The sequence below is a fragment of the Microbispora triticiradicis genome, from assembly GCF_005864065.1.
Taxonomy (GTDB): domain Bacteria; phylum Actinomycetota; class Actinomycetes; order Streptosporangiales; family Streptosporangiaceae; genus Microbispora; species Microbispora triticiradicis.
Window position 1 is genome coordinate 22,574 of the sequence record NZ_VANP01000008.1, and the last position, 21,627, is coordinate 44,200.

General features: G+C 71.5%; 20 protein-coding genes. 10 read left to right on the forward strand and 10 right to left on the reverse strand.

Annotated elements, in window-relative coordinates; all coding sequences use genetic code 11:
* Window positions 1-58: 58 nt before the first annotated feature.
* Together FED44_RS20965 and FED44_RS20970 are read right to left on the reverse strand one after the other, a co-directional pair.
* The gene (locus tag FED44_RS20965; RefSeq protein WP_187405970.1) at window positions 59-1,855 is read right to left on the reverse strand and encodes a phosphoenolpyruvate carboxykinase (GTP); all 1,797 of its coding nucleotides are present in this window, start codon (window positions 1,853-1,855) and stop codon (window positions 59-61) included.
* Between the two features lie 281 nt (window positions 1,856-2,136).
* Window positions 2,137-2,655, reverse strand: coding sequence for a hypothetical protein (locus FED44_RS20970; protein ID WP_138461782.1), 519 nt, complete (start codon window positions 2,653-2,655; stop codon window positions 2,137-2,139).
* Window positions 2,656-2,731: 76 nt separating this feature from the next.
* Between FED44_RS20970 and FED44_RS20975 the strand changes: the two genes are divergently transcribed.
* Together FED44_RS20975 and FED44_RS20980 are read left to right on the forward strand one after the other, a co-directional pair.
* The gene (locus tag FED44_RS20975; RefSeq protein WP_117409276.1) at window positions 2,732-4,243 is read left to right on the forward strand and encodes a DHA2 family efflux MFS transporter permease subunit; all 1,512 of its coding nucleotides are present in this window, start codon (window positions 2,732-2,734) and stop codon (window positions 4,241-4,243) included.
* Window positions 4,221-4,853: an acyl-CoA-like ligand-binding transcription factor gene (locus FED44_RS20980; RefSeq protein ID WP_117409277.1), complete on the forward strand. Its 633-nt coding sequence runs from the start codon at window positions 4,221-4,223 to the stop codon at window positions 4,851-4,853. Before FED44_RS20975 ends, FED44_RS20980 begins: the two co-directional genes overlap by 23 nt.
* Here the strand turns inward: FED44_RS20980 and FED44_RS20985 are convergent.
* On the reverse strand, window positions 4,826-5,821 hold the full coding sequence (locus FED44_RS20985; protein ID WP_244302114.1) for an NADP-dependent oxidoreductase: 996 nt from the start codon (window positions 5,819-5,821) through the stop codon (window positions 4,826-4,828). The genes FED44_RS20980 and FED44_RS20985 overlap by 28 nt on opposite strands.
* A gap of 101 nt (window positions 5,822-5,922) precedes the next feature.
* Between FED44_RS20985 and FED44_RS20990 the strand changes: the two genes are divergently transcribed.
* The gene (locus FED44_RS20990) at window positions 5,923-6,519 is read left to right on the forward strand and encodes a TetR/AcrR family transcriptional regulator (RefSeq protein ID WP_117409278.1); all 597 of its coding nucleotides are present in this window, start codon (window positions 5,923-5,925) and stop codon (window positions 6,517-6,519) included.
* On the opposite strand, the gene FED44_RS20995 is transcribed toward FED44_RS20990, so the two are convergent.
* From FED44_RS20995 to FED44_RS21005, 3 genes are all read right to left on the reverse strand, one after another.
* Window positions 6,488-7,840 carry a C40 family peptidase gene (locus FED44_RS20995; RefSeq protein WP_244302115.1) on the reverse strand — a complete coding sequence of 451 codons (1,353 nt, stop codon included), beginning with the start codon at window positions 7,838-7,840 and terminating at the stop codon, window positions 6,488-6,490. The genes FED44_RS20990 and FED44_RS20995 overlap by 32 nt on opposite strands.
* Window positions 7,841-7,966: 126 nt before the next feature.
* Complete coding sequence (gene greA / locus FED44_RS21000) at window positions 7,967-8,467, reverse strand: transcription elongation factor GreA (protein WP_117409279.1); 501 nt, start codon at window positions 8,465-8,467, stop codon at window positions 7,967-7,969.
* Between the two features lie 75 nt (window positions 8,468-8,542).
* On the reverse strand, window positions 8,543-8,968 hold the full coding sequence (locus FED44_RS21005; protein ID WP_117409280.1) for a DUF4307 domain-containing protein: 426 nt from the start codon (window positions 8,966-8,968) through the stop codon (window positions 8,543-8,545).
* 146 nt (window positions 8,969-9,114) lie between these two features.
* Between FED44_RS21005 and mca the strand changes: the two genes are divergently transcribed.
* From mca to FED44_RS21015, 3 genes are read left to right on the forward strand one after another with little or no spacing between them, the layout of a single operon-like run.
* Entirely contained in the window at window positions 9,115-9,996 is an 882-nt protein-coding gene (gene mca, locus FED44_RS21010) for a mycothiol conjugate amidase Mca (RefSeq protein ID WP_138461783.1), read from the forward strand.
* 9 nt (window positions 9,997-10,005) lie between these two features.
* A complete protein-coding gene (locus FED44_RS35900; RefSeq protein WP_167521547.1) occupies window positions 10,006-10,173 on the forward strand; it encodes a hypothetical protein in 168 nt (55 codons plus the stop codon).
* Window positions 10,170-10,469: a GNAT family N-acetyltransferase gene (locus FED44_RS21015; RefSeq protein WP_117409282.1), complete on the forward strand. Its 300-nt coding sequence runs from the start codon at window positions 10,170-10,172 to the stop codon at window positions 10,467-10,469. The genes FED44_RS35900 and FED44_RS21015 overlap by 4 nt, the downstream gene beginning before the upstream one ends.
* A 5-nt stretch (window positions 10,470-10,474) precedes the next feature.
* Here the strand turns inward: FED44_RS21015 and FED44_RS21020 are convergent, their stop codons facing one another.
* A complete protein-coding gene (locus FED44_RS21020; protein WP_138461784.1) occupies window positions 10,475-11,638 on the reverse strand; it encodes a hypothetical protein in 1,164 nt (387 codons plus the stop codon).
* Window positions 11,639-11,800: 162 nt separating this feature from the next.
* Here FED44_RS21020 and FED44_RS21025 point away from each other — a divergent pair, with 162 nt between their 5' ends.
* Entirely contained in the window at window positions 11,801-13,873 is a 2,073-nt protein-coding gene (locus FED44_RS21025) for a thioredoxin domain-containing protein (RefSeq protein ID WP_138461785.1), read from the forward strand.
* A gap of 123 nt (window positions 13,874-13,996) precedes the next feature.
* On the opposite strand, the gene FED44_RS21030 is transcribed toward FED44_RS21025, so the two are convergent.
* Together FED44_RS21030 and FED44_RS21035 are read right to left on the reverse strand one after the other, a co-directional pair.
* A complete protein-coding gene (locus FED44_RS21030; protein WP_244302116.1) occupies window positions 13,997-16,348 on the reverse strand; it encodes a transglycosylase domain-containing protein in 2,352 nt (783 codons plus the stop codon).
* Window positions 16,349-16,535: 187 nt separating this feature from the next.
* A complete protein-coding gene (locus tag FED44_RS21035; RefSeq protein ID WP_117409285.1) occupies window positions 16,536-17,003 on the reverse strand; it encodes an Lrp/AsnC family transcriptional regulator in 468 nt (155 codons plus the stop codon).
* A gap of 123 nt (window positions 17,004-17,126) precedes the next feature.
* Here FED44_RS21035 and hppD point away from each other — a divergent pair, with 123 nt between their 5' ends.
* The 3 genes from hppD (at window position 17,127) to FED44_RS21050 (ending at window position 20,322) form a co-directional block, all read left to right on the forward strand.
* Window positions 17,127-18,203, forward strand: coding sequence for a 4-hydroxyphenylpyruvate dioxygenase (gene hppD / locus FED44_RS21040; protein ID WP_464515802.1), 1,077 nt, complete (start codon window positions 17,127-17,129; stop codon window positions 18,201-18,203).
* A gap of 57 nt (window positions 18,204-18,260) precedes the next feature.
* On the forward strand, window positions 18,261-18,767 hold the full coding sequence (locus FED44_RS21045; RefSeq protein WP_138461787.1) for an RDD family protein: 507 nt from the start codon (window positions 18,261-18,263) through the stop codon (window positions 18,765-18,767).
* A gap of 76 nt (window positions 18,768-18,843) precedes the next feature.
* Entirely contained in the window at window positions 18,844-20,322 is a 1,479-nt protein-coding gene (locus FED44_RS21050) for a M1 family metallopeptidase (protein ID WP_138461788.1), read from the forward strand.
* Between the two features lie 9 nt (window positions 20,323-20,331).
* Here the strand turns inward: FED44_RS21050 and ilvA are convergent, their stop codons facing one another.
* Window positions 20,332-21,594 (reverse strand): threonine ammonia-lyase, encoded by a 1,263-nt coding sequence (ilvA, locus tag FED44_RS21055; RefSeq protein WP_117409289.1) that lies wholly within the window; start codon window positions 21,592-21,594, stop codon window positions 20,332-20,334.
* Window positions 21,595-21,627 lie beyond the last annotated feature (33 nt).

Consider the following 21,627-nt stretch of genomic DNA (forward strand, 5'->3'; position numbering starts at 1 on the left):
GCGGCGTGCCCCGCCCGCTCTCCTCCGGCTTCCCCGGCGCGCGGGCCGTACGCGGGAGTCAGCCGAGCCGCTCGACCAGGGCGTGGTACTCGTCCCACAGCTCCTTCGGCATGTGGTCGCCGAACGTCTCGAAGTGGGGCGGGATCAGCGCGGCCTCCTCACGCCACACCTCGGGGTCGACGCCGAGCAGAAGCTCCATGTCCCCGGGCGCGATGCCGAGGCCCTCGGTGTCGATCGCGTCCGGCACGTTGCCGATCGGTGTGGGCACGGCGCCGGCCACGCCGTTCAGCCGCTCGACGATCCACTTGAGCACCCGGCTGTTCTCGCCGAAGCCGGGCCACAGGAAGCGGCCGTCCGCGTCCTTGCGGAACCAGTTCACGTAGTAGATCCTGGGCAGCTTCTCCGGGTCGGCCGACTCGCCGACGCCGATCCAGTGCGCGAAGTAGTCGCCCATGTTGTAGCCGCAGAACGGCAGCATCGCGAACGGGTCGCGGCGCAGCTCGCCGACCCTGCCCTCGGCCGCCGCGGTCTTCTCCGACGCCACGTTGGCGCCCAGGAAGACCCCGTGCCGCCAGCTCAGCGACTCGGTCACCAGCGGCACGGCGGTCGCCCTGCGCCCGCCGAACAGGATGGCCGAGATCGGCACGCCGGCCGGGTCCTGCCACTCGGGGGCGATCGTCGGGCACTGCTCGGCCGGGGTGGTGAACCGGGCGTTCGGATGGGCGGCGGGCTCGCCCGACCCGGGCGTCCAGTCGCGGCCCTTCCAGTCGGTGAGGTGCGCGGGCGGCTCGTCGGTGAGGCCCTCCCACCAGACGTCGCCGTCGTCGGTCAGCGCGACGTTCGTGAAGACGCTGTTGCCCCACAGCGTCTCGATCGCGTTGGCGTTCGTCGTCTGTCCGGTCCCGGGCGCGACGCCGAAGAAACCGGCCTCCGGGTTGATCGCGTACAGCCGGCCGTCGGCGCCGAAGCGCATCCAGGCGATGTCGTCGCCGATCGTCTCGACCTTCCAGCCCGGGATCGTGGGCTGGAGCATGGCGAGATTGGTCTTGCCGCAGGCCGACGGGAAGGCGGCCGCGATGTACCGCGCCTCGCCCTCCGGCGGCGTGAGCTTGAGGATCAGCATGTGCTCGGCCAGCCAGCCCTCGTCGCGGGCCATCACGCTGGCGATCCGCAGCGCGAAACACTTCTTGCCCAGCAGCGCGTTGCCGCCGTAGCCCGAGCCGTACGACCAGATCTCGCGGGTCTCCGGGAAGTGGCTGATGTACTTGGTCCGGCTGCACGGCCACGGCACGTCGGCCTGACCGGGCTCCAGCGGCGCCCCCACCGAATGCACCGCCCTGACGAAGTCGTTGCGCTCCTCGATGAGGCGCAGCGCCTCCTCGCCCATCCTCGTCATGATCCGCATCGACACCACGACGTACGGCGAGTCGGTGATCTCGACGCCGAGCTGGGAGAGGTCACCGCCCAGGGGGCCCATGCAGAACGGCACGACGTACATCGTCCGGCCCCGCATGCAGCCCCGGAACAGGGTGGCGAACGTCTCGCGCATCTCGTCCGGCGCGATCCAGTTGTTGGTCGGGCCCGCGTCCTCCTCACGCTCGGAGCAGATGAACGTGCGGTCCTCCACCCGGGCGACGTCGCCCGGGTCCGAGGCCGCGTGGAAGCTGTTGGGACGCTTGGCGAGCCGCCGGAAGGTGCCCTGCTCGACCAGAAGGTTGGTCAGGCGCGTCCACTCGGCCTCCGAGCCGTCGCACCATTCGACGCGGTCCGGCTGGGTCAGCTCCGCGATCCGGCTCACCCAGGCCGCCAGATCGCTGTGAGTGGTGGGCGTCGGTACATCTACTGAAATGGACACGGGGGCGGCTCCTTAATCTCTCAGGGCCAGAGCGTCATTCGCGGCGAACGGCCCCCGAAGCCGATTGGAGTAGACCATCGCGTTTCCACCCCCGTGCAATTCGGTGCCATTCTCCACCACGGCCCCCGACGGTATCCGCCCAGGCAGGGGCCGTGATGTTGTGCGACCTTACCCACTCGAGCCCTGTCGAAAAAAACGTCTTTCCCCTCCTTACCCGCCTCACCGGCGTTACACATTGGTATAGACCGATCGCAATGGTTTAGACCTCTGCGCAAATTGGTTCAGTCCAATCCGCCGGGACCCTCCGCCCTGACCCGGTCGACGTGCTGGAGGGCATCGCGCAGGTCAGCGAGCCAGTTGTCGGTGTGCTTCCCGACCAGCCGGACGCACCAGGCCAGCGCGTCGCTGCGGCTGCGCGCCACACCCGCGGCGACCAGGGTGTCCAGCACCTGCCGCTCCGGCTGGCGCAGGCGGGTCATGACCGGCACGGAAAGAGTGGTGAACATCACTGTCGCGTCACCGGCGACGACCCCCCAGGACACCTTGCGCCGGAAGCGGTGCTCGGCCTCCCGGGCGATCTCGATCCTGCGCTCGCGGGTCTCCTCGCGGAACCGTTCGACGTATCCCTCGACGGCCGCGGCCCGTTCGAGGTCGGGCAGCCCTTCGGCCACCGACAGCGGCGGCAGGGTCCCGAGCACGGTGATCTCCTCACGGTCCACCACGACCTCCGGCCGGCCGGCGAACCACGTCTCCGGCAGGCGGCCGGCGAACCACGCCTTCAGTTGTTCTTCTGCATCCATGTAATCAAGATTACAACGCTACTCAGTTCGTGGCCTGAATTGACAGATACTAGTTTTTGATAGTTACTATCAATTCATGGCCTCTCTCACTTCTCGTTGGTGGGCGCTCGGCGCCCTCGTGCTGAGCGTCCTGGTCATAGGAATGGACGCGACGGTGCTCAACGTGGCGCTGCCGACGCTGGCGGCCGACCTGGGTGCCACGACCGGCGACCTGCAGTGGATCGTGGACGCGTACCTGGTTCCGTTCGCCGCGCTGATGCTTCCTGCGGGCGCCCTCGGCGACCGCTTCGGCCGCAGGCGGCTGCTACTGGCCGGGCTCGCGGCCTTCGGGATCGCGTCGGTGTTCGCGACGTACGCGGACGGCACCGGCGCGCTGATCGCGGCCCGCGCGCTCATGGGCGCGGGCGGCGCGCTGATCATGCCGCTGTCGACCTCGATCCTGCCGGTGGTCTTCGGCCCACGTGAGCGGGGCCGCGCGATCGCCGTCTTCACCGCCGCCCTGGCCCTCGGCCTGCCCCTCGGCCCCATCGTGGGCGGCTACCTGCTCGACCGCTTCTGGTGGGGCTCGATCTTCCTCGTCAACATCCCGGTGGTCGTCGTGGCGGCGGTCGCGGCGGCCGTGTTCATCCCCGAGTCCCGTGACCCCGCCGCGCCCCGGACCGACGTTCCCGGCGCGCTGCTGTCGGTGACGGGCCTGGCGGCACTGGTGTACGGCGTCATCGAGGCGCCGGCCCGCGGGTGGGGCGACGTCCGCGTCCTCGCCGGCCTGGCGGCCGGGGTGGTGCTGCTGGCGGCGCTCGTCCGGGTCGAGGCCCGCGTCCGGCGGCCGATGCTGGACGTCGGACTGTTCCGTAGCCGGGTCTTCGTGTGGGGCGCGGCCGGTGCCACGTTCGTGAGCCTCGGCATGTCGGGCGTGCTGTTCGTCGTCCCCCAGCACCTGCAGGCCGTGCTCGGCCACGACGCCTTCGGCACCGGCGTACGGGTGATCCCCATGGTGGCGGGGCTCATGCTCGGCGGCCTGGCCGGTGAGCGACTCACGGCCCCCCTCGGCCTGCGCGTGGTGATGCCGGCGGGCCTGGTCGTGCTCGCCGCCGGCTTCGTCCTGGGCGCGACGACCTCGGTCTCCTCCGGGTACGGGTTCGTCGCGGCCTGGCTGGCCGTCCTCGGCGCGGGGGTGGGCCTGGCCATGGTCCCCGCCATGGACGGCGTGCTCGCCCTGCTGCCGCAGGAGCGCTCGGGCTCGGGCTCGGCGACCCTGCAGACCGTCCGGCAGGTCGGCGGCGCGCTGGGCGTGGCCGGCCTGGGCAGCGTGCTCTCCGCGGCGTACGCCTCCGGGCTGCCCGCCGGGGTCCCGCGGGCGGCAGACGACTCGATCACCACCGCCGTGGCCCTGGCCGTCCGTACGGGCGACGCGGCGCTGCTGCGGGCCGCCCGCGAGGCGTTCGTCGACGGCATGGACCTGGTCCTGCTGCTGTGCGGGGGCGCGTCCGCGGCCGCCGCCGTCCTGGTGGCCGTCTTCCTGCCGAGGAACACGGCCAGGAGCGGAAAGACGGCAGAATCGGGGCATGAGCTCACCACAGCGCGCTGACCGGAACTCCGCCGCCTCCACCAGCGCTGTCACGAGCCTGCGCGAGCGCAAGAAGGCCAAGACCCGCCGGACCATCCAGGAGGAGGCCCTGCGGCTGTTCGCCGAACAGGGCTACGAGGCCACGACGGTCGAGCAGATCGCGGAGGCCGCGGAGGTCTCCCCCAGTACGTTCTTCCGGTACTTCCCCACCAAGGAAGACGTGGTCATCCAGGACGACTACGATCCGATGCTGCTGGAGGCCATCAGGGCCCAGCCGCCGGACCTGCCCCCGCTGACCGCCCTGCGCGCCGCGTTCCGCACCGCCTTCGAGTCGATCGGCCCGGAGGAGCTGGACCAGATGCTCGCCCGGATCAAGCTCACCACCTCCGTGCCCGCCCTGCGGGCGCGGACCGTGGAGGGACTGTTCGCCACGATCGAGCTGCTCGCGGCCGCCATGGCGGAACGCTCCGGCCGCGATCCGCGCGGCCCCGCCGTACGGACGCTCGCTGGGGCGGTCCTGGGAGTCATCCTCACGGCCCTGTTCGGCTGGGTGGAGCAGGACGGCAGGACGCCGCTGCTCGTCCTGATCGACGAAGCGCTCGGCTACCTGGAGGCCGGCCTGCCGATCTGATCGGGCGCCACCCGCAGGACGATCTTCCCCTGGATGTGCCCGCGCTCCGCCCGTTCGTGCGCCTTCGCGGCCTCGGCGAGCGGGAAGACCGAGTCGACGCCCACGCGCAGCCGGCCCTCTTCCAGCAGTAGTGCCAGCTCGGCCAGCTGCCCGCCGTCCGAGTGGACCTGGCCGCGCCGGAAGGAGATGCCCAGATCGGCCGCCCGCTCCCGGTGGTACTCGGCGTGGAAGACCGGGCTGATCACGCCCCCGCGCCGCAGCACCGGCAGGAACCGGTTGGCGTCCGGCCCGCCCACGGTGTCGATGAGGACGTCCACGTCCCGCACCTCGTCCTCCACCCGCGTGGTGGTGTAGTCGAGGAACTCGTCCACCCCCAGCTCGCGCAGGAACGTCTCGTGCCGTCCCGAGGCGACCCCGATCACGTACGCGCCCTTGATCTTGGCGAGCTGGACCGCGAAGTGGCCGACCCCGCCGGCGGCACCGTTGACCAGCACCCTGCGGCCCTCGTCGAGCTTGATGTGATCGACGATGAACTGGTAGGCGGTGAGGCCCGCCATCGGCACGCCGGCCGCCTCGACGTGGCTGAGCGAGGCCGGCTTGCGGGCCAGGTGCGACGCGGGCGGAGTCGTGTACTCGGCATAGCCCTTCCCCCCGTTCTCCAGGGAGGGGAAGCGCACGAGGCCGAACACCTCGTCGCCCTCCCGCCACTCGGTGACGCCGTGGCCCACGGCGGCGACCGTCCCGGAGACGTCCGAGCCCGGCGTGTACGGCAGAGGGAGCGTGGGCCGTATGTCCTCGGGGATGCCGGCGAAGCCCCGGCGGGCGTACCAGTCGGGCGGGTTCACGCCGGCCGCGTGGACGCGGACGAGCACGTCTCCGGGCCCCGGCTCGGGGCGGGGAAGCTCCTCCACCTCCAGAACGCCGGGTTCGCCGATCCGGTGCATGCGGACGGCCTTCATCGCGGACATCGATCCTCCTGGAGGTACGATTCGGAGCGGTGCTCCAGATAATAAGCGGAGCACCGCTCCGAATGTCAACGCCCCAGATGCCGGGGTGCGAGGATCGACGCATGACGGACCGGCAGCAGCGCGCGGACGCACGGCGCAACCACGGGCGCATCCTGGAGGTGGCCAGGATCGTCGTGGAGGAGCAGGGGACGCAGGCGTCGCTGCGTGACATCGCGCGCCGTGCCGAGGTCGGCATGGGCACCCTCTACCGGCACTTCCCCACCAGGGAGGCCCTCCTGGAGGCGTTGCTGCGGCAGCGGTTCGACCACCTCGCGGCCAGGGCGGGAGAACTGGCCGGCGGCGGCGACCCGCACGCGGCGCTGCTGGAGTGGCTGCGGGAGTTCGTCGACGGAGCGGCCGCCTACCGCGGCCTGTCCGCCTCGATGATGACCACGATCGGCGACGAGAGCTCTCCCCTGCACGCGTCGTGCGCGGCGATGCGGGAGGCCGCGGGACGGCTGCTGCGGCGTGCCCAGGACGACGGCCGCATCCGGCCGGACGTCACGAGGATCGACCTGTTCGCCCTGGTGAACGCCGTCGGCTGGATCGCCGAACAGGCGCCGTCCCTCGCCGCCCGGCGGGACCACCTGTTCTCGCTCGTGATGGACGGCCTCGCGGCCGGCGGGGTCAGCGGACCCGGGCGGAGACCTGAGGACTGACCCGGACGACTCCGGCGAGGTTCCTGGTGTAGACGTCCGCGATCTTCACGACGTCACCGGTGTGCGGGGCGTGCAGCATCTTCCCGTTGCCCCAGTAGATGGCGACGTGCGAGATGTAGCCGGGGTTGGTCGGATCGTTGCGCCAGAACAGCAGGTCGCCCGGCTGCGCCTGCGACAGCGGCACCTGCGGCCCGGTGACCCACTGCTGGTACGTCACCCGCGGCATCCGCACGCCCGCCTGCGCGTACGCCCACTGCACGAGCCCGGAGCAGTCGAAGCTGTCCGGTCCCTCGGCGCCCCAGACGTACGGCCGGCCGAGCTTGCTGACGGCCGCCTCCAGCGCCACCTTGAGCTGGTCGGCGGACATGAACGCGGTCGACGGCCACACGGTGCGCCCCTTGGGCGTGACCACCACCGGATTGATCGTGGCGACCTGGCTGCCCTTGGGCAGGATCTTCAGCAGGCTCCGGCGGAGCTTGGCAGAGTCGACCTTCGGCGCGCTCACGACGAGGGCGTTGCCGTCCGGGACGCCGAGCGCCGCCGCCGTGTTCTTCGAGACGATCGCGGCGATCGAACCCATGCCGACCGTGGCGTACGCGCCGATGCGCAGGCGCCTGCCGCCGCCCTCGACGACGGACCCGAGCTTGACCCCGCCGTCGTGGCCGAGTTCGAACGAGACCGCCATGTCCCCGGCCGCGATGTTGCGCCACAGCCCGTCGGTGGCGGCCGTCACCTTCGGCGTGTACGCGCGGAACGTGGACGGGTCGACGCCCATCGTCTGCACGTGCTTGCCGTCCACGGTCACGTCGGCGGCACCGGTCACCTCGGCGTCCGCGACGCCCTTGACCCGGCGCACCTTCTCGACCAGTTCGGCGGGGAGCGGCTGATCGGCCACCACGAACAGGTGCGGACGGATCAGGCGCCCCAGCGGCGCCACCTCCGCCGCCGGGCTCTCCGGCGGGCCCGCCGCCGGGTTCTGAACCGTTCCGGGGGCCGTCCCCCCGGCGCGGTCCTGCCGCGCCGCCGCCACGTAGCCGTGGGCCGTACGCCGCTGGGAGACCCCTGCGGTCACATCGGGGTTCGCGGTGCCGGACGTGAGTTCGCCGAGCGCGAGGACGTCGGCCGCCAGCACGCACACGAGCAGCACGGCGATGAAGGGGACCGTCCTGCGCAGCCCGGCGGCCCGCCGGGTGAGGCTGTGCCGTCCGAGGTTGTGCCGGGGAAGCCGCGGCCGGTACGCGAGGTCCTGACGCGCCTCGAAGACCGCTACGGCGAGCTTCCTGCGGACACGGGTGGATAAGCGCGCTCGGCGTTCGAGCACGATCTCACCCCTTCCGCAGCGAATGCTTCGTTCCACGACGAGACTGCCGCACGGCCGGGAATAGCGCAATCGATTGCAGAATTCCCGGCCGGGGCGAAAAGGGACAAGACCCCTGGGTCACGGCCCCTAGTTGCCGACGTACGGCACGGCCTCGAGGATCTCGACGGTGTTCTGCCTGCCGTTGGGCATCGTGTAGGTCGCCTGCTCGCCGACCTTCTTGCCGTTGATGGCGGACCCGAGGGGAGAGTTCGGCGAGTAGACGTCGATCGGAGCGCCGCTCTCCTCGCGGGAGGCCAGCAGGAAGGTGACCTCCTCGTCGTCGCCGTCGAAGCGGACCGTCACGGTCATGCCGGGTCCGACGATGCCTTCGGCGCGGGGAGCCTCACCGACCCTGGCGCTGTCCAGGATCTGCCGGAGGTGGAAGATGCGGGCCTCCATCTTGCCCTGCTCGTCCTTGGCGGCGTGGTAGCCACCGTTCTCCCTGAGGTCACCCTCTTCCCGGGCGGCTTCGATCTTCTTGGCGATGTCCGTGCGACCCGGGCCCGAAAGGTACTCGTACTCCTCCTTGAGGCGGTCGTACGCCTCTTGCGTCAGCCAGGTGACGTTGTCGTTCTGGGAGACGGCCACGGGCTCTCCTTGTTTCCGTAAGTGACTCGAAAGGCTAACGAGTTAACGCCTTCGAACGCTTCCCCAAAGATTCCACTATACGAGATCGCAGTAGTCGACATGTACCGCTGTGGCCTGCGCGCTCGTCCTCACCCGCTCGGTGAACTCCAGGTCCGACCGGCCCTGCGGAACGTCCACCTCGCGGCTGCCGACCTCCAGGTGCCTGGTGTCGAGCGCCTGGATCCGGCACGTCGCCGCCCGGCCCGCGGGCTTGTGCACGGTGAACGTTATTACGGCGGAGTCAGGAGCGCTCGCGTCGAATGTGATCACCTGGGCGCTGACGGCCGGGTTCCCGTTCGCGCGGAGCATGACATAGCCCCAGCCGCCCGCGATCAGCGCCACGACCAGCGCCATCACGACGTACGGCACCAGCCGGCCGGGCCGCGCCGGGCGCGGCGCGAAGTCGTCCGGCGTGCCGAGCACCGGGCGTGTCCCCCCGCCGCCTGCCTCATCGGTGGGCATCGCGGAATCTCCCTGAGGTTTGTCGGTGTTGTGCGAGACGATCGTCCGCACAGGGGACCGTGCCCGCGCGGGCCATGCCGGTCCGGTACGCACGGTCACTTAGAAGCTAACCTCTTTGACAGCCAGAGGACACCATGAGGAGAGCCGTGAGCGCACCGTTGAGGCTGATGGCCGTGCACGCGCACCCCGACGACGAGTCGAGCAAGGGTGCCGCCACGATGGCCCGCTACGTCGCGGAGGGCGCGGAGGTCCTCGTCGTCACCTGTACGGGCGGTGAACGCGGCTCGATCCTCAACCCCAAGATGGACCGGCCCGACATCCTCGAGAACATGGGCGAGGTGCGCCGGCAGGAGATGGAGAAGGCCCGCGAGATCCTCGGCGTGCGGCAGCGCTTCCTCGGGTTCGTGGACTCCGGGCTGCCGGAGGACGAGAACGAGCCGCTGCCGGAGGGCTGCTTCGCGCTGCAGTCGCTGGAGGCGGCCTCGGCGCCGCTCGTCGCCGCCGTGCGGGAGTTCCGGCCGCACGTGATCCTCACGTACGACGACAACGGCGGCTACCCGCACCCGGACCACATCATGACCAACCGGGTGTCGGTCGAGGCGTTCGAGGCGGCGGGCGACCCCGACCGCTACCCGGGCACCGGGGAGCCGTGGCAGCCACTGAAGCTCTACTACCACATGGGCTTCACCAGGGAGCGGTTCGAGGCGCTGCACAACGCGATGACCGAGCGCGGCATCGGCTCGCCGTACGCCGACTGGATCGCCCGGTGGGAGGACCGCCCGGAGAAGTGGGAGGTCACCACCAGGGTTCCGTGCGGGGAGTACTTCGAGCTTCGCGACCTCGCCCTGCTCGCGCACGCCACCCAGGTCGACCCCGACGGCTTCTGGTTCGTCTGCCCGAGGGATCTCCAGGAGGAGATCTGGCCGACCGAGGACTACCACCTCGCGCGGTCGCTGGTGGACACCACGCTGCCGGAGGACGACCTGTTCACGGGGATCCACGCGGAGGCCGCCCCTGCCCGCTCGTAAGCTGGACGGGTGGACGCAAACACCTACGGGCCGGGCCTCCTGGGCTTCCTCGTCGTCGCCGCGATCGCCGTCGCCCTGTTCCTCCTGCTGAAGAACATGAACAAGCAGATGAGGAAGATCCAGGTGCCGGACGACCGCCGCGAGGACGAACGCCACGGGAACGGACCGGACGCGTGAGCGCGGCCGTCGAGGTCGTCGCCGACCCGGCCGCGTCGCGCTACGAGATCCTGGTCGACGGGGTCGTCGCCGGGTTCGCGCAGTACCGGATGCGGGACGGGGCGATGATCTTCACGCACACCGAGGTCCGCGGCGAGTACGAGGGCCGGGGGCTGGGCGGCCATCTGGTGGGCGCCGCCCTCGACGGCGCGCGTACGGCTGGGCTGCGCGTCGTGCCCCTGTGCTCGTTCGTGGCCTGGTACATCCAGCGGAATCCGGAGTACCGCGACCTGGTGGACGACGACTACCGGAACTAGTGCCGTCAGTCCGGCAGGGCGGGGCCGGAGGACCAGGCGCGCTCCAGCGCCTTGGGCAGGCCCCACCAGCCGAGCGGGGTCAGCACCTCCGCCCGGTCCACGATGCCGAGGTGCGCCCACAGCGGGGTGACCGCCGTGAACAGCATCTCCGTCGCCTCCAGGTCCTCCGGCTCGTCCGGGTCGACGTCGACGTCCTCGGAGTCGGCGATGAACCGGGCGATCCGCTCGGGTGAGGCGAGCACGCCGGGGCCGTACCGGACCAGAGTGATCACCGAGGCGAGCCAGTCGGCGTGGTGGATGGCGCACAGCGAGGCCAGTATCGAGTCCTCGTGGCTGAGATCGCCCTCCATGTCGAAGAACCGGGCCGCGTCCTCCTCGTCCGGGAGGTCGGAGATCGGCGCGGCGATCCCGGCGGCGACCGTGAGCCACAGGTCCTCGTCCCGCTCCGGCAGGTCGCCCTCCTCCAGGCCGGCGCACGCGCGTAGCACGTTGCCGGGGTAGCCGGGCCGGCCCAGCGTGACGCGCAACCGGCGGGCGGCCATGCGGAGGTCGGCCTCGGGGAAGGGCGGCTCGGGCAGGTCGTCGAGCACCCGCCGCAGCTCGCTCAGCGCGAAGGCCTCCTCCTCGTCCCAGGCGGCGTACAGCTCCTTGTCCTGCTCGTCGTTGACCACGACGTTGGGCACCCGGCCGTCGGGGAGCGGCGTGCCGAGCCAGCGTTCCTGGAGTTCCTCGTAGGCGTGGCGGGCCCCGGCGTCTCCGGCGGCCAGCGCGTCCGCGTCGATCTCCCCCGCCGCAAGGCGCTCCTCCAGGAACTCGACCAGCCGCTCGTACATCTCGGTGGCCACCGGGCCGCGCTCGCTCTCCTCTGGCCAGAGGAAGTAGCTGCGGGTGAGCATGATCGGCTCGGTGCCGCTGGACTCCAGCCAGCGCTGCACCTCGCCCACCGTGGCCACGCCCGACTCGATGCTGGTCAGCACCGCCTTGGCGGACTCCCAGAACGTGACCGACAGCGGATTGCCCACGGCGAGCAACTGCCGCCGCAGGTCGGGAAGGGCGACCAGGGCCTGCCCCGACGGCACGGCCAGCAGCACCCGGGCGACGTCCCGCCGCGTCATGGCGGCCGCCGGGCGCCCCGAGTGCCTGACCGCGAAGTCCAGATCCAAGCCCACGTCCTGTGAGCCTACGCCCGGACGCGCCCGAACACATCCCCACGTTCTCCCCGCGCGTTCCCACCGGGCCTTTCCCCCGAACCCGGCGAACGCCCCGGGAGCCCGTCTGCCCTGGCCGGAAGACGAGGGATCGCGCATCTGAGCGTGTGAGAGGCTGGCCGTATGAACCGGCTGGGCGGCGAGACCTCTCCTTACCTCCTGCAACACGTGGACAACCCGGTGGACTGGTTTCCGTGGGGCGAGGAGGCGTTCGCGGAGGCGCGCAGGCGCGACGTCCCCCTGCTGATCAGCGTCGGCTACTCGGCGTGTCACTGGTGTCATGTCATGGCCCACGAGTCGTTCGAGGACGAGGCCACCGCGCGGCAGATGAACGACCTGTTCGTCAACGTGAAGGTCGACCGCGAGGAACGCCCCGACGTGGACGCCGTCTACATGGGCGCCGTCCAGGCCATGACCGGGCAGGGCGGCTGGCCGATGACGGTGTTCGCCACGCCGGAGGGCCATCCGTTCTACGCCGGGACCTACTTTCCCCGGCCGCACCTCCACCGGTTGCTGCAGGCCGTCTCGGAGGCCTGGCGGCAGGACCGGGAGGGCGTGCTGACCCAGGGCGCGAAGGTGGTGGAGGCACTCGGCGAGCGGACCGGGGTGCCGTCGGGCCCGCTGCCGGACGCCGGCACGCTCGCCCTCGCCGTACGGAATCTCGCGGAGGGCTTCGACAAGCGGCGGGGCGGCTTCGGCGGGGCGCCGAAGTTCCCGCCGTCCATGGCCCTGGAGTTCCTGCTGCGGCACGGCACGCCCGAGGCGGTGTCCATGGCCGAGGCGACCATGGAGGCCATGGCCAGGGGCGGCATGTACGACCAGATCGGGGGCGGTTTCGCCCGCTACTCCGTCGACGCCGACTGGGTCGTGCCGCACTTCGAGAAGATGCTCTACGACAACGCGCTGCTGCTGCGGGTCTACGCCCACTGGTGGCGTGCGACGGGCTCGGTCCTCGCCAGGCGGGTGGCCCTGGAGACCGCCGAATGGCTGCTGCGGGAGATGCGCACCCCGGAGGGCGGTTTCGCCTCGGCTCTCGACGCCGACAGCGAGGGACCGGACGGCGCCCACGGCGAGGGCCTGTTCTACGTCTGGACTCCGGAGCAGCTTCGCGAGGTCCTCGGGGAGGACGACGGCGCCTGGGCGGCCTCGGTGTTCGAGGTCACGGGCACGTTCGAGCACGGCACGTCCGTGCTCCAGCTTCTGGCCGACCCCGACGACCCGGAGCGGTTCGACCGAATCCGTACGGCCTTGCGGGCCGCGCGGGAACGGCGCCCGCGGCCGGGCCGGGACGACAAGATCGTGGCCTCGTGGAACGGGCTGGTGATCGCCGCCCTGGCCGAGGCGGGCGCGCTGTTCGAGCGGCCCGTGCTGGTGGACGCCGCCCGGGAGGCGGCCGTGCTGCTCGACGACCTGCACACGGTGGCCCGCGGTCCGGCCCGGCTGCTGCGCACCTCACGCGACGGCCGGGCGGGGACCAACGCCGGCATGCTGGAGGACTACGCGAACACGGCGGAAGGGTTCATCGCCCTCTATGGCGTCACCGGCGAGAGCCGCTGGTTCCACCGGGCCGGTGACCTGCTGGAGACTGTCCTGACCCGGTTCCCCGACGGCTCCGGAGGGTTCTACGACGCCCCGGACGACGGCGAACGGCTGTTCCAGCGACCCGCCGACCCCACCGACAACGCCACGCCGTCCGGGCGCTTCGCGGCGGCGGGCGCGCTGCTGTCGTACGCGGCGCTGACCGGTTCGGCCCGGCACCGGGAGGCGGCCGAGGCGGCGCTCGGCGCGGTCTCCACGCTGGCGGGGCGGTACGCCCGCTTCGCGGGATGGGGTCTCGCCGTGGCGGAGGCGGCCCTGCGCGGGCCGGTGGAGGTGGCGATCGTCGGCCCGTCCGGCGACCCCCGCACCCGCGCGCTGCACCGGGCGGCCCTCCTGTCCGGCGCGCCGGGCCTGGTGGTGGCGCTCGGCGACGGATCCGCCGGCAGCGGATCGGTGGACGGCGGAGCTGTGGGTGACGGAGCCGTGGGTGACGGAGCCGTGGGTGACGGAGCCGTGGGTGACGGAGCCGTGGACGTGCCGCTGCTGGAGGGACGCGGCATGATCGGCGGTTCGCCCGCCGCCTACGTGTGCCGCCGCTTCACCTGCCGGGCGCCGGTGACCACCCCCGCCGAGCTCCGGGCCGAACTGGCGAACTGACGCGGGGCCGACCCCCCGGCGATCGTCTCCGTCAGCTGGCGCGGCATCTCGCGGCGTCGCCTCACCCGGGGTCGTCTTCGCCCGTATCCGGACATCGCTCCGTCCGGGCAGCTCTTCCGGCGGTTACGGCAGCAGGCGTGCCGGGGCGTCACCGGCGCTCCTTCTTCCGCCCGTGCCGGTGCCCCCGATGCCCGTGCCCGTGCGGTCCGTGCCCGTGCGGTCCGTGCCGCCGGAGGCGGGGGCGTTCCGCCCGGTGACGGGCCCGCCCGGCGCGGTCCCCGGGTCGTCGGACCGGTCCGGATCGTTGGGATCGAAACCGTTCGGGCGAAGGTTCGGGGCGAAGTTGTCGGCGCCGCCCCGCGGGCCACCGCCCTCCTGGCCCGTGCCCTCCTGGCCGGCGCCGCCGGACTGCTCCGCGTCTCCGGGCGCTCCGGGAGGCAGCCCCGGCGCCCCCGGCGTGTACGGCGGGAAGGTGCCCGAAGGGTCCATCGGGATGGCGTTGGGATCGCCGCTCGGCCGGGGCGTGGCCCTGCCGTAGTCCCAGGAGTAGTAGGGGTTCCACGTGACCGGCTCGGGGAACTCCTTCACCGGCTTGCCCTCCATCGCGGCGCCCACGAAGGTCTTCCAGATCTCCGCCGGAAGCGTGCCGCCGTACAACTCGCCGTATCCGGGGACGGTCACCGGCTTGTTGTCGTCGCGGAACATGTCGACGGCGACCGCCAGTTGCGGGACGTACCCGGAGAACCAGACGGCGGCCGACTCGTCCGTGGTGCCGGTCTTGCCCGCGACCGGCCGGTCCCACAGCCGCGCGGCCGTGCCGGTGCCGTTCAGCACGACCTGCTCCAGCGCGTACGTCGTGTCGGCGGCCGTGTTCTCGCTGAAGGCCCGGACGCCGGGCCGCGAGAACGTCCGGACGAGCCCGGTGCCGTCGGTGACGGACCTGATCACGTGGGCCTCGCGGTGGATCCCCCCGGCGGCGAAGGTGGCGAACCCCGAGGCCTGCTGCACGGCGCTCACCGACGCCACCCCGAGCGGGAGCGTGGCGGCCCCCGAGTGGGGGGCGAGTTGCGCTTCGGGGATGCCGGCCGCCCGGGCCGCCGCGACGACCTTGTCGAGGCCGATCCGCTGCCCGAGGTCGACGAAGGCGGTGTTGACCGAATACTGCGTGGCCTGGACCAGCGGGATCGCCGGGCCGTAGGACCTGCCGCCGGAGTTGGGGATGCTCGCGGCTCCGATGGTGACGGGCGAGTTGCCGTTCACCAGGGTGTCGAGCCCGTACCCGGCTTCGAGCGCCGCGGCCAGCGTGTAGGGCTTGAAGGTCGACCCGGCCTGGACCTTGGCGGAGAAGGCGTTGTCGTACTGGTTGGTCTCGTAGCGCCCGCCGTAGAAGGCGACGACCTCCCCGGTGCCGGGGTCGACGGCCGCGAGTCCGGTGCGCACCTTCTTGGGGGTGCCTTCGGGCAGCACCGACCTGACCGCCTCGGCGGCGAGGGACATGAGCTTCTTGTCGAACGTCGTGGTGACCTTCAGGCCGCCGTGGTTGATGTCCTCGTCGGTGAAGCCCAGCCGGTTCAGTTCGGCCCGCACCTGCGCGAGCATGTAGCCGTTCTGGCCGCCCAGGGACAGCGGCGGCCGCTGCCGGGCGAGCGTCGGGAACGTCTGCGACCCGGCCTCCTCGCGGCCGATCGCGCCGATCTCACGCATGCCCTGGATCACCGACGCCCACCTCGCCCGGACCGCGTCGAGCGCGGGGCCGGTGGGATCGGCGAACCGGGTGGGCTGCTGGATCACGGCCGCGAGATAGGCCCCCTCGGCCACCGTGAGGTTCTGCACGTCCTTGTCGAAGTAGGCGCGGGCGGCGGCCTGGATGCCGTACGCCCCGCGGCCGAAGTAGATCGTGTTGAGGTAGCGCTCCAGCACCCAATCCTTCGGCTTGGAGCGATCCACCTTGAGCGCGATCATGATCTCCTTGAGCTTGCGCCCGACGGAGCGTTCCTGGCCGAGGCCGCTGTAGTAGTTGCGGACCATCTGCTGGGTGATCGTGGAGCCGCCCTGAAGCTGGCGTCCGGTGACCGTCGACCAGAGGGCGCGCGCCGTGCCCGACATGGAGACGCCCTGGTCCCGGTAGAAGGTGCGGTTCTCGGCGGCGATCACGGCGTCCCTGACCGCCTTGGGAACCCGGGCGAGCGGCACGTTCTTGCGGTTCACGCCCTCGGTGGCGAGGACGGTCCTGCCGTCCCGGTAGTAGATCACCGACCCCTGGGCCGTCGCCAGCTCCTGGGTGCCGCCCGGGATCGGGGTCAGCGCCCACACGACGGCGAGGAACACGACCAGTCCGGCGATCGAGGTGACGAGGCAGGCGAGCAGGACGCGCGGCAGCCGTCGCCGCCGGCGGCGTTCCGGCCTGCCCGCCCCGTCGCCGGCGTCCCTCTCGGCCGAGCCCTCCCCGATCGGGCCCTCCCCGGTGTTGTCCACCCTGCGACCCCCGATAAGTCCGATACCCCCGATACGCCCGCTTGTGGCCCTGTGAGCTGGGCGAATGCAACCACGGTAAACGATGGCCCACGATGGTTCCGCACTCCCCGTCACCTCTGTGGAAAAGATGCCCCGCGGACAAGCACCTGTGGATAAACCACGCCAACATGGCCCCCCGGTGGCCCGATCAGCCGCCCGCCGCCCGTACGAGGGGAAGGGTCCGGTACGGCACCGGCGTGTCGAGCGCGATCACCGACTCGGTCCGCACGACCCCCTGCACGTCCACGATCAGGTCGATGACGCGCTGGAGGTCGGCGTTGCTCCGGGCGACCACCCGGCAGAGCATGTCCCCCCCGCCGGTGATCGTGTGGACCTCCAGGACCTCGGGGACGAGCGCGAGCTGGTCGGCCACCGGCACGTGCCCCGCGACCTGCCTGATGTGCAACGTCACGAACGCGGTCACGTCGAAGCCGAGCGCGGCCGGATCGATGTCCGGGCCGTAGCCGGTGATGACCCCCTTCGCGGCCATCCGGTCGAGCCGGGCCTGCACCGTCCCCCGGGCGACGTCGAGCCTGCGGGAGCACTCCAGCACGCCGATCCTGGGCTCGGCGGCCAGCAGGGCGACGAGCCGGGCGTCGAGGTGGTCAATCGTCATAACCGTTTCCCCTTCCGTGGCGCGGAGACTGAGCAAATTGTCCACCGAATCAACTCACTGTTGCACAAATTGGCCATGCCAACCGACAGTTGTCACATGAACGATGTCTTTCCGGTTCACGGCATGGACGCGGTGGTTTTCGCGGTCGGCAACGCGAAGCAGGCCGCCCACTACTACTCGACCGCCTTCGGGATGCGCCTGGTGGCCTACCGGGGGCCGGAGACCGGCAGCCGCGACGAGGTGGCGTACGTCCTCGTCTCGGGTTCGGCGCGCTTCGAGCTGCGCGGAGCCGTACGTGCGGGAACGCCGCTCGCGCGGCACGTGGCCGACCACGGCGACGGCGTCGTCGACCTCGCGCTGGACGTGCCGGACGTGGAGGCGGCCTACCGGTACGCCCTGGAACAGGGCGCCCGGGGGCTGGAGGAGCCCCACGTCGTGGAGGACGAGCACGGCAAGGTCGTGGTCGCGGCCATCGCGACGTACGGCGAGACCCGGCACACGCTGGTCGACCGGGCCAACTACACCGGTCCGTACCTGCCCGGATACGTCGCGGCCGAGCCGATCGTCGCGCCGCCCGCGGTGAGGAACGGCCGGTTCTTCCAGGCGGTCGACCACTGCGTCGGCAACGTCGAGCACATGGAGGAGTGGGTCGGGTTCTACGAGAAGGTCATGGGCTTCACCAAGATGGCGGAGTTCATCGGCGACGACATCGCGACCGAGTACTCGGCGCTGATGTCCAAGGTCGTCGCGGACGGCACCCGCAAGGTCAAGTTCCCCCTGAACGAGCCCGCCGAGGGCAAGAAGAAGTCCCAGATCGAGGAGTTCCTGGAGTTCTACGGCGGTCCGGGCGTGCAGCACGTCGCGCTGGCCACCAACGACATCGTCGCGACGGTGGACGCGATGCGGCAGGCGGGCGTCGAGTTCCTCGACACGCCCGACTCCTACTACGACGACCCGGAACTGCGCTCCCGCATCGGCGAGGTCCGCGTGCCGGTCGAGGAGCTGAAGAAGCGCCGCATCCTGGTGGACCGCGACGAGGACGGCTACCTGCTGCAGATCTTCACCAAGCCCGTCCTGGACCGCCCGACCGTGTTCTACGAGCTCATCGAGCGGCACGGCTCCCTCGGCTTCGGCAAGGGCAACTTCAAGGCCCTCTTCGAGGCCATCGAGCGCGAGCAGGAACGCCGGGGCACCCTCTAACGCACACTTTGCGCATGCCGGGCTTTGCCGGAAGGGCGGCGGGGTGACCATTCAGCCATGGGAACGCCGCCGCCTCCGGGAAGCCCGTACGAGGAGCCGAGGACTCCCTGGACGCCCCCTCCGTTCGGGCAGACGGCGCCGCGGCTCGCCGGGCGGTGGCGGCGGCTGTTCGCCGGGATCGTGGACGCCGTGATCGTCTCGCTGATCACGACACCGGTCACCTGGGACGACTGGAGGGCCGTGTACGACGACGTGGCGGGCGCGGTGACGAGGGTCCCGGCCGGTGACGGCCTCCTCGTCGCGGTGATCGGGTTCCTCTACTACTGGCTGCTCCAGTCGTACTGGAACGGGCAGACCGTGGGGAAACGGCTGTTCGGCATGCGCGTCGTCCGGGAGAGCGGGGAGCCGGCCGGTGTCCGGCCGGTCGCGCTGCGGCAGGCGGTGATGACCGTGCTCGGCTCGCTCTGCTGCCTGGGGCTGGTCGACCTCGCCTGGATCCTGTTCGACCCCAGGAAGCAGGCCCTGCACGACAAGGCCGCCCGGACCCTCGTCGTGGACGCCTGAACCCCCTCTGAGCAGGGGAGACACCCTGACGTGGCGATACGGAGCACGCCGTCGCCTCGCGTAGAGTGGCGACTCTATGCCGCTGAACCGTTTCCCAGTCATCCCGGCCGTTCCGGCGGTCGTCTGCGCCGTGGCCGTCGCGACCGCCACGGCCTGCGCGCCGTCCCAGAGCGCCGCCGCCTCGGCCTCCCCCGGCACGGCCGGCGTCACCGCTCCGACGGCGAACACGGGAAGCACGGCCGGTACGGGAAGCACGACGGGCGCCCCCGGGATCGGGGATCCCGACTTCCCCGGCGGCGGCAACGGCGGCTACGACGTCGAGCACTACGACCTCAAGCTGTCCTACGACCCGGCGTCGCGGAACCTCGCGGGCAGCACGACGATCCGGGCGAAGGCCACGCAGGACCTGACGTCGTTCGACCTCGACCTGCACGGGCTCACGGTGAGCCGGGTGACGGTGGACGGCACGGCGGCCGCGTTCAGCCGGCGGGACGACGAACTCGTGGTGACACCGGCCGGGCGGATCGCCGACGGCGGGAAGTTCGCGGTCACGATCGGCTACTCCGGCGTGCCCCGGTCGCTGCGGTCGGCCAGCCTCGGCGAGTACGGCTTCATCGCCACGCCGGACGGCGCATTCGTCACCTGCGAGCCGGACGGCGCCAAGACGTGGTTCCCCTCCAACGACCACCCCGCCGACAAGGCGACGTACGACTTCCAGATCACCGTGCCCGCGGGACTGACCGCGATCGCCAACGGCGAGATGTCCGGAACGCCGCGGACCACGGCGGGCAAGACCACGTTCGTGTGGCGCGAGAAGCACCCGATGGCGAGCTACCTCGCCACGATGACCACCGGGAAGTTCCAGGTGCGCACCGGCACGAGCGCCGGAGGGCTGCCGATCTACGCGGCCGTCGCCGACTCGTTCCGCGGCTCGCTCGACACCCTGATCGCCCAGACGGGGACGATCACCGACTACTGGTCGAGCGTCTTCGGGCCGTACCCGTTCTCCTCCACGGGCGGGGTGATCGACGACCACGCGGTGGGGTACGCGCTGGAGAACCAGACCAAGCCGATCTACGGCGGTTTCTCGCCCGAGCCCGCCATAATCGCCCACGAACTGGCCCACCAGTGGTTCGGTAACAGCCTGAGCGTCAGCCGCTGGCGTGACCTGTGGCTGAACGAGGGCTTCGCGACGTACGCCGAGTGGCTCTGGGCGGAGCACAGCGGCCAGGGCACCGCCGACGCGACCTTCCGCCGTTACTACGCGAACGAGGCGGACCCGATGTGGAGCTATCCCCCGGGCGTGGCCCGCGCCGACGACCTGTTCAACGCCGCGGTCTACACGCGTGGCGCGATGGCGCTGCACGCCCTGCGCCGGGAGATCGGCGATCAGAGTTTCTTCCCGCTGATCAGGCAGTGGACCGCCGCGCACCGGTACGGCAACGTCACGACGCCCGAGTTCCTCGCGCTGGCCGAGCGCGTCTCCGGGAAGAACCTCACGCCGCTCTTCGACGCCTGGCTGTTCCGGCCGGGGCGCCCGGCGCCGGTCGCCTGACCCGCCGGGTCAGGGCCTGAAGGCCGCGACGACGCCCTCGCCGCCCACCTGGAGGCCGTACTCCGCGTCGATCCGGTAGCCGTGCCGCCGCAACGCGCCGAGCACCTCGTCGCCGTGCGCGGGCCCCCGGGTCTCCAGTTGCAGCAGGACCTCGGCCTCGTCGAGGTGCAGCCGGGAGCCGAACCGCTCGTGGACCACGTCGAGCACGTTGGCGCCGAGGTCCGCCAGCCTGGCCAGCAGCACGGCGAGCGCGCCGGGCCGGTCGGTCAGCCGGATGCGGAAGGCGAGGTAGCGGCCGGCCGCCGCCAGGCCGTGCCGCAGCACCCGGGCCAGCAGCAGCGGGTCGATGTTCCCGCCGGACAGCACGGCGACCACCGGCGGCTCGAACGCCTCGGGGTGGTCGAGCAGCGCGGCCACCCCCGCCACGCCGGCCGGTTCCACCAGCAGCTTCGAGCGTTCGAGGCAGAGCAGCAGGGCCCGCGACAGCGACTCCTCCGAGACGGTCACGACGCTGTCGACGAGGTAGTGGATCAGTTCGAACGGCAGGTCGCCCGGCTGCCCGACCGCGATGCCGTCGGCCATCGTGGACGTCGGCACGACCGTGATCGGGTGGCCCGCGGCCAGCGAGTCGGGATAGGCGGCGGCCCGCTCCGCCTGCACCCCCACCACCTTGATCCCCGGACGCTGGGACTTCACCGCGAGCGCGACGCCCGCCGCCAGGCCGCCGCCGCCGATCGGCAGCACGATCGTGGCCGTGCCGGGAAGCTGCTCCAGGACCTCCAGGCCGACCGTGCCCTGCCCGGCGACGACGTCGGGGTGGTCGAACGGGTGGATGAACACCGCCCCGGTGCGCTCCGCGTGCTCCCTGGCCGCCCGGAGGGCCTCGTCCACGGTGTGCCCGGCGAACACCACATCCGCGCCGTACGCCCGGGTGGCCTCCACCTTCGGCAGCGGCGCGCCCTCGGGCATGTAGACGGCCGACTTGGCCCCGAGCAGGGACGAGGCGAGCGCCACTCCCTGCGCGTGGTTGCCCGCGCTGGCCGCGACCACCCCACGGGCCCGCTCCTCCGCGGTCAGCCGCGCGATGCGCACGTACGCGCCGCGGATCTTGAACGACCCGGCCCGCTGCAGGTTCTCGCACTTGAGGTGGACCGGGCCGCCGACGGTCTCGGACAGCACCCGCGAGTGCAGCACCGGCGTCAGCGCCGCCACCTCGGACAGCATCTCGCGCGCGGCGACGACGTCGTCGTACGTCACCTGTGGGACAGCCATGCGCCCATCATCACAGGTTCCGGGGAGAGGCGG

Bases quoted from the DNA above. Each gene is read 5' to 3' on its own strand.
- FED44_RS20970 (WP_138461782.1), bottom strand. From the start codon at position 2,655: ATGGATGCAGAAGAACAACTGAAGGCGTGGTTCGCCGGCCGCCTGCCG.
- FED44_RS20975 (WP_117409276.1), top strand. From the start codon at position 2,732: ATGGCCTCTCTCACTTCTCGTTGGTGGGCGCTCGGCGCCCTCGTGCTG.
- FED44_RS20980 (WP_117409277.1), top strand. From the start codon at position 4,221: ATGAGCTCACCACAGCGCGCTGACCGGAACTCCGCCGCCTCCACCAGC.
- FED44_RS20985 (WP_244302114.1), bottom strand. From the start codon at position 5,821: ATGTCCGCGATGAAGGCCGTCCGCATGCACCGGATCGGCGAACCCGGC.
- FED44_RS20990 (WP_117409278.1), top strand. From the start codon at position 5,923: ATGACGGACCGGCAGCAGCGCGCGGACGCACGGCGCAACCACGGGCGC.
- FED44_RS21005 (WP_117409280.1), bottom strand. From the start codon at position 8,968: ATGCCCACCGATGAGGCAGGCGGCGGGGGGACACGCCCGGTGCTCGGC.
- FED44_RS21025 (WP_138461785.1), top strand. From the start codon at position 11,801: ATGAACCGGCTGGGCGGCGAGACCTCTCCTTACCTCCTGCAACACGTG.
- FED44_RS21035 (WP_117409285.1), bottom strand. From the start codon at position 17,003: ATGACGATTGACCACCTCGACGCCCGGCTCGTCGCCCTGCTGGCCGCC.
- hppD (WP_464515802.1), top strand. From the start codon at position 17,127: ATGGACGCGGTGGTTTTCGCGGTCGGCAACGCGAAGCAGGCCGCCCAC.
- FED44_RS21045 (WP_138461787.1), top strand. From the start codon at position 18,261: ATGGGAACGCCGCCGCCTCCGGGAAGCCCGTACGAGGAGCCGAGGACT.
- FED44_RS21050 (WP_138461788.1), top strand. From the start codon at position 18,844: ATGCCGCTGAACCGTTTCCCAGTCATCCCGGCCGTTCCGGCGGTCGTC.
- ilvA (WP_117409289.1), bottom strand. From the start codon at position 21,594: ATGGCTGTCCCACAGGTGACGTACGACGACGTCGTCGCCGCGCGCGAG.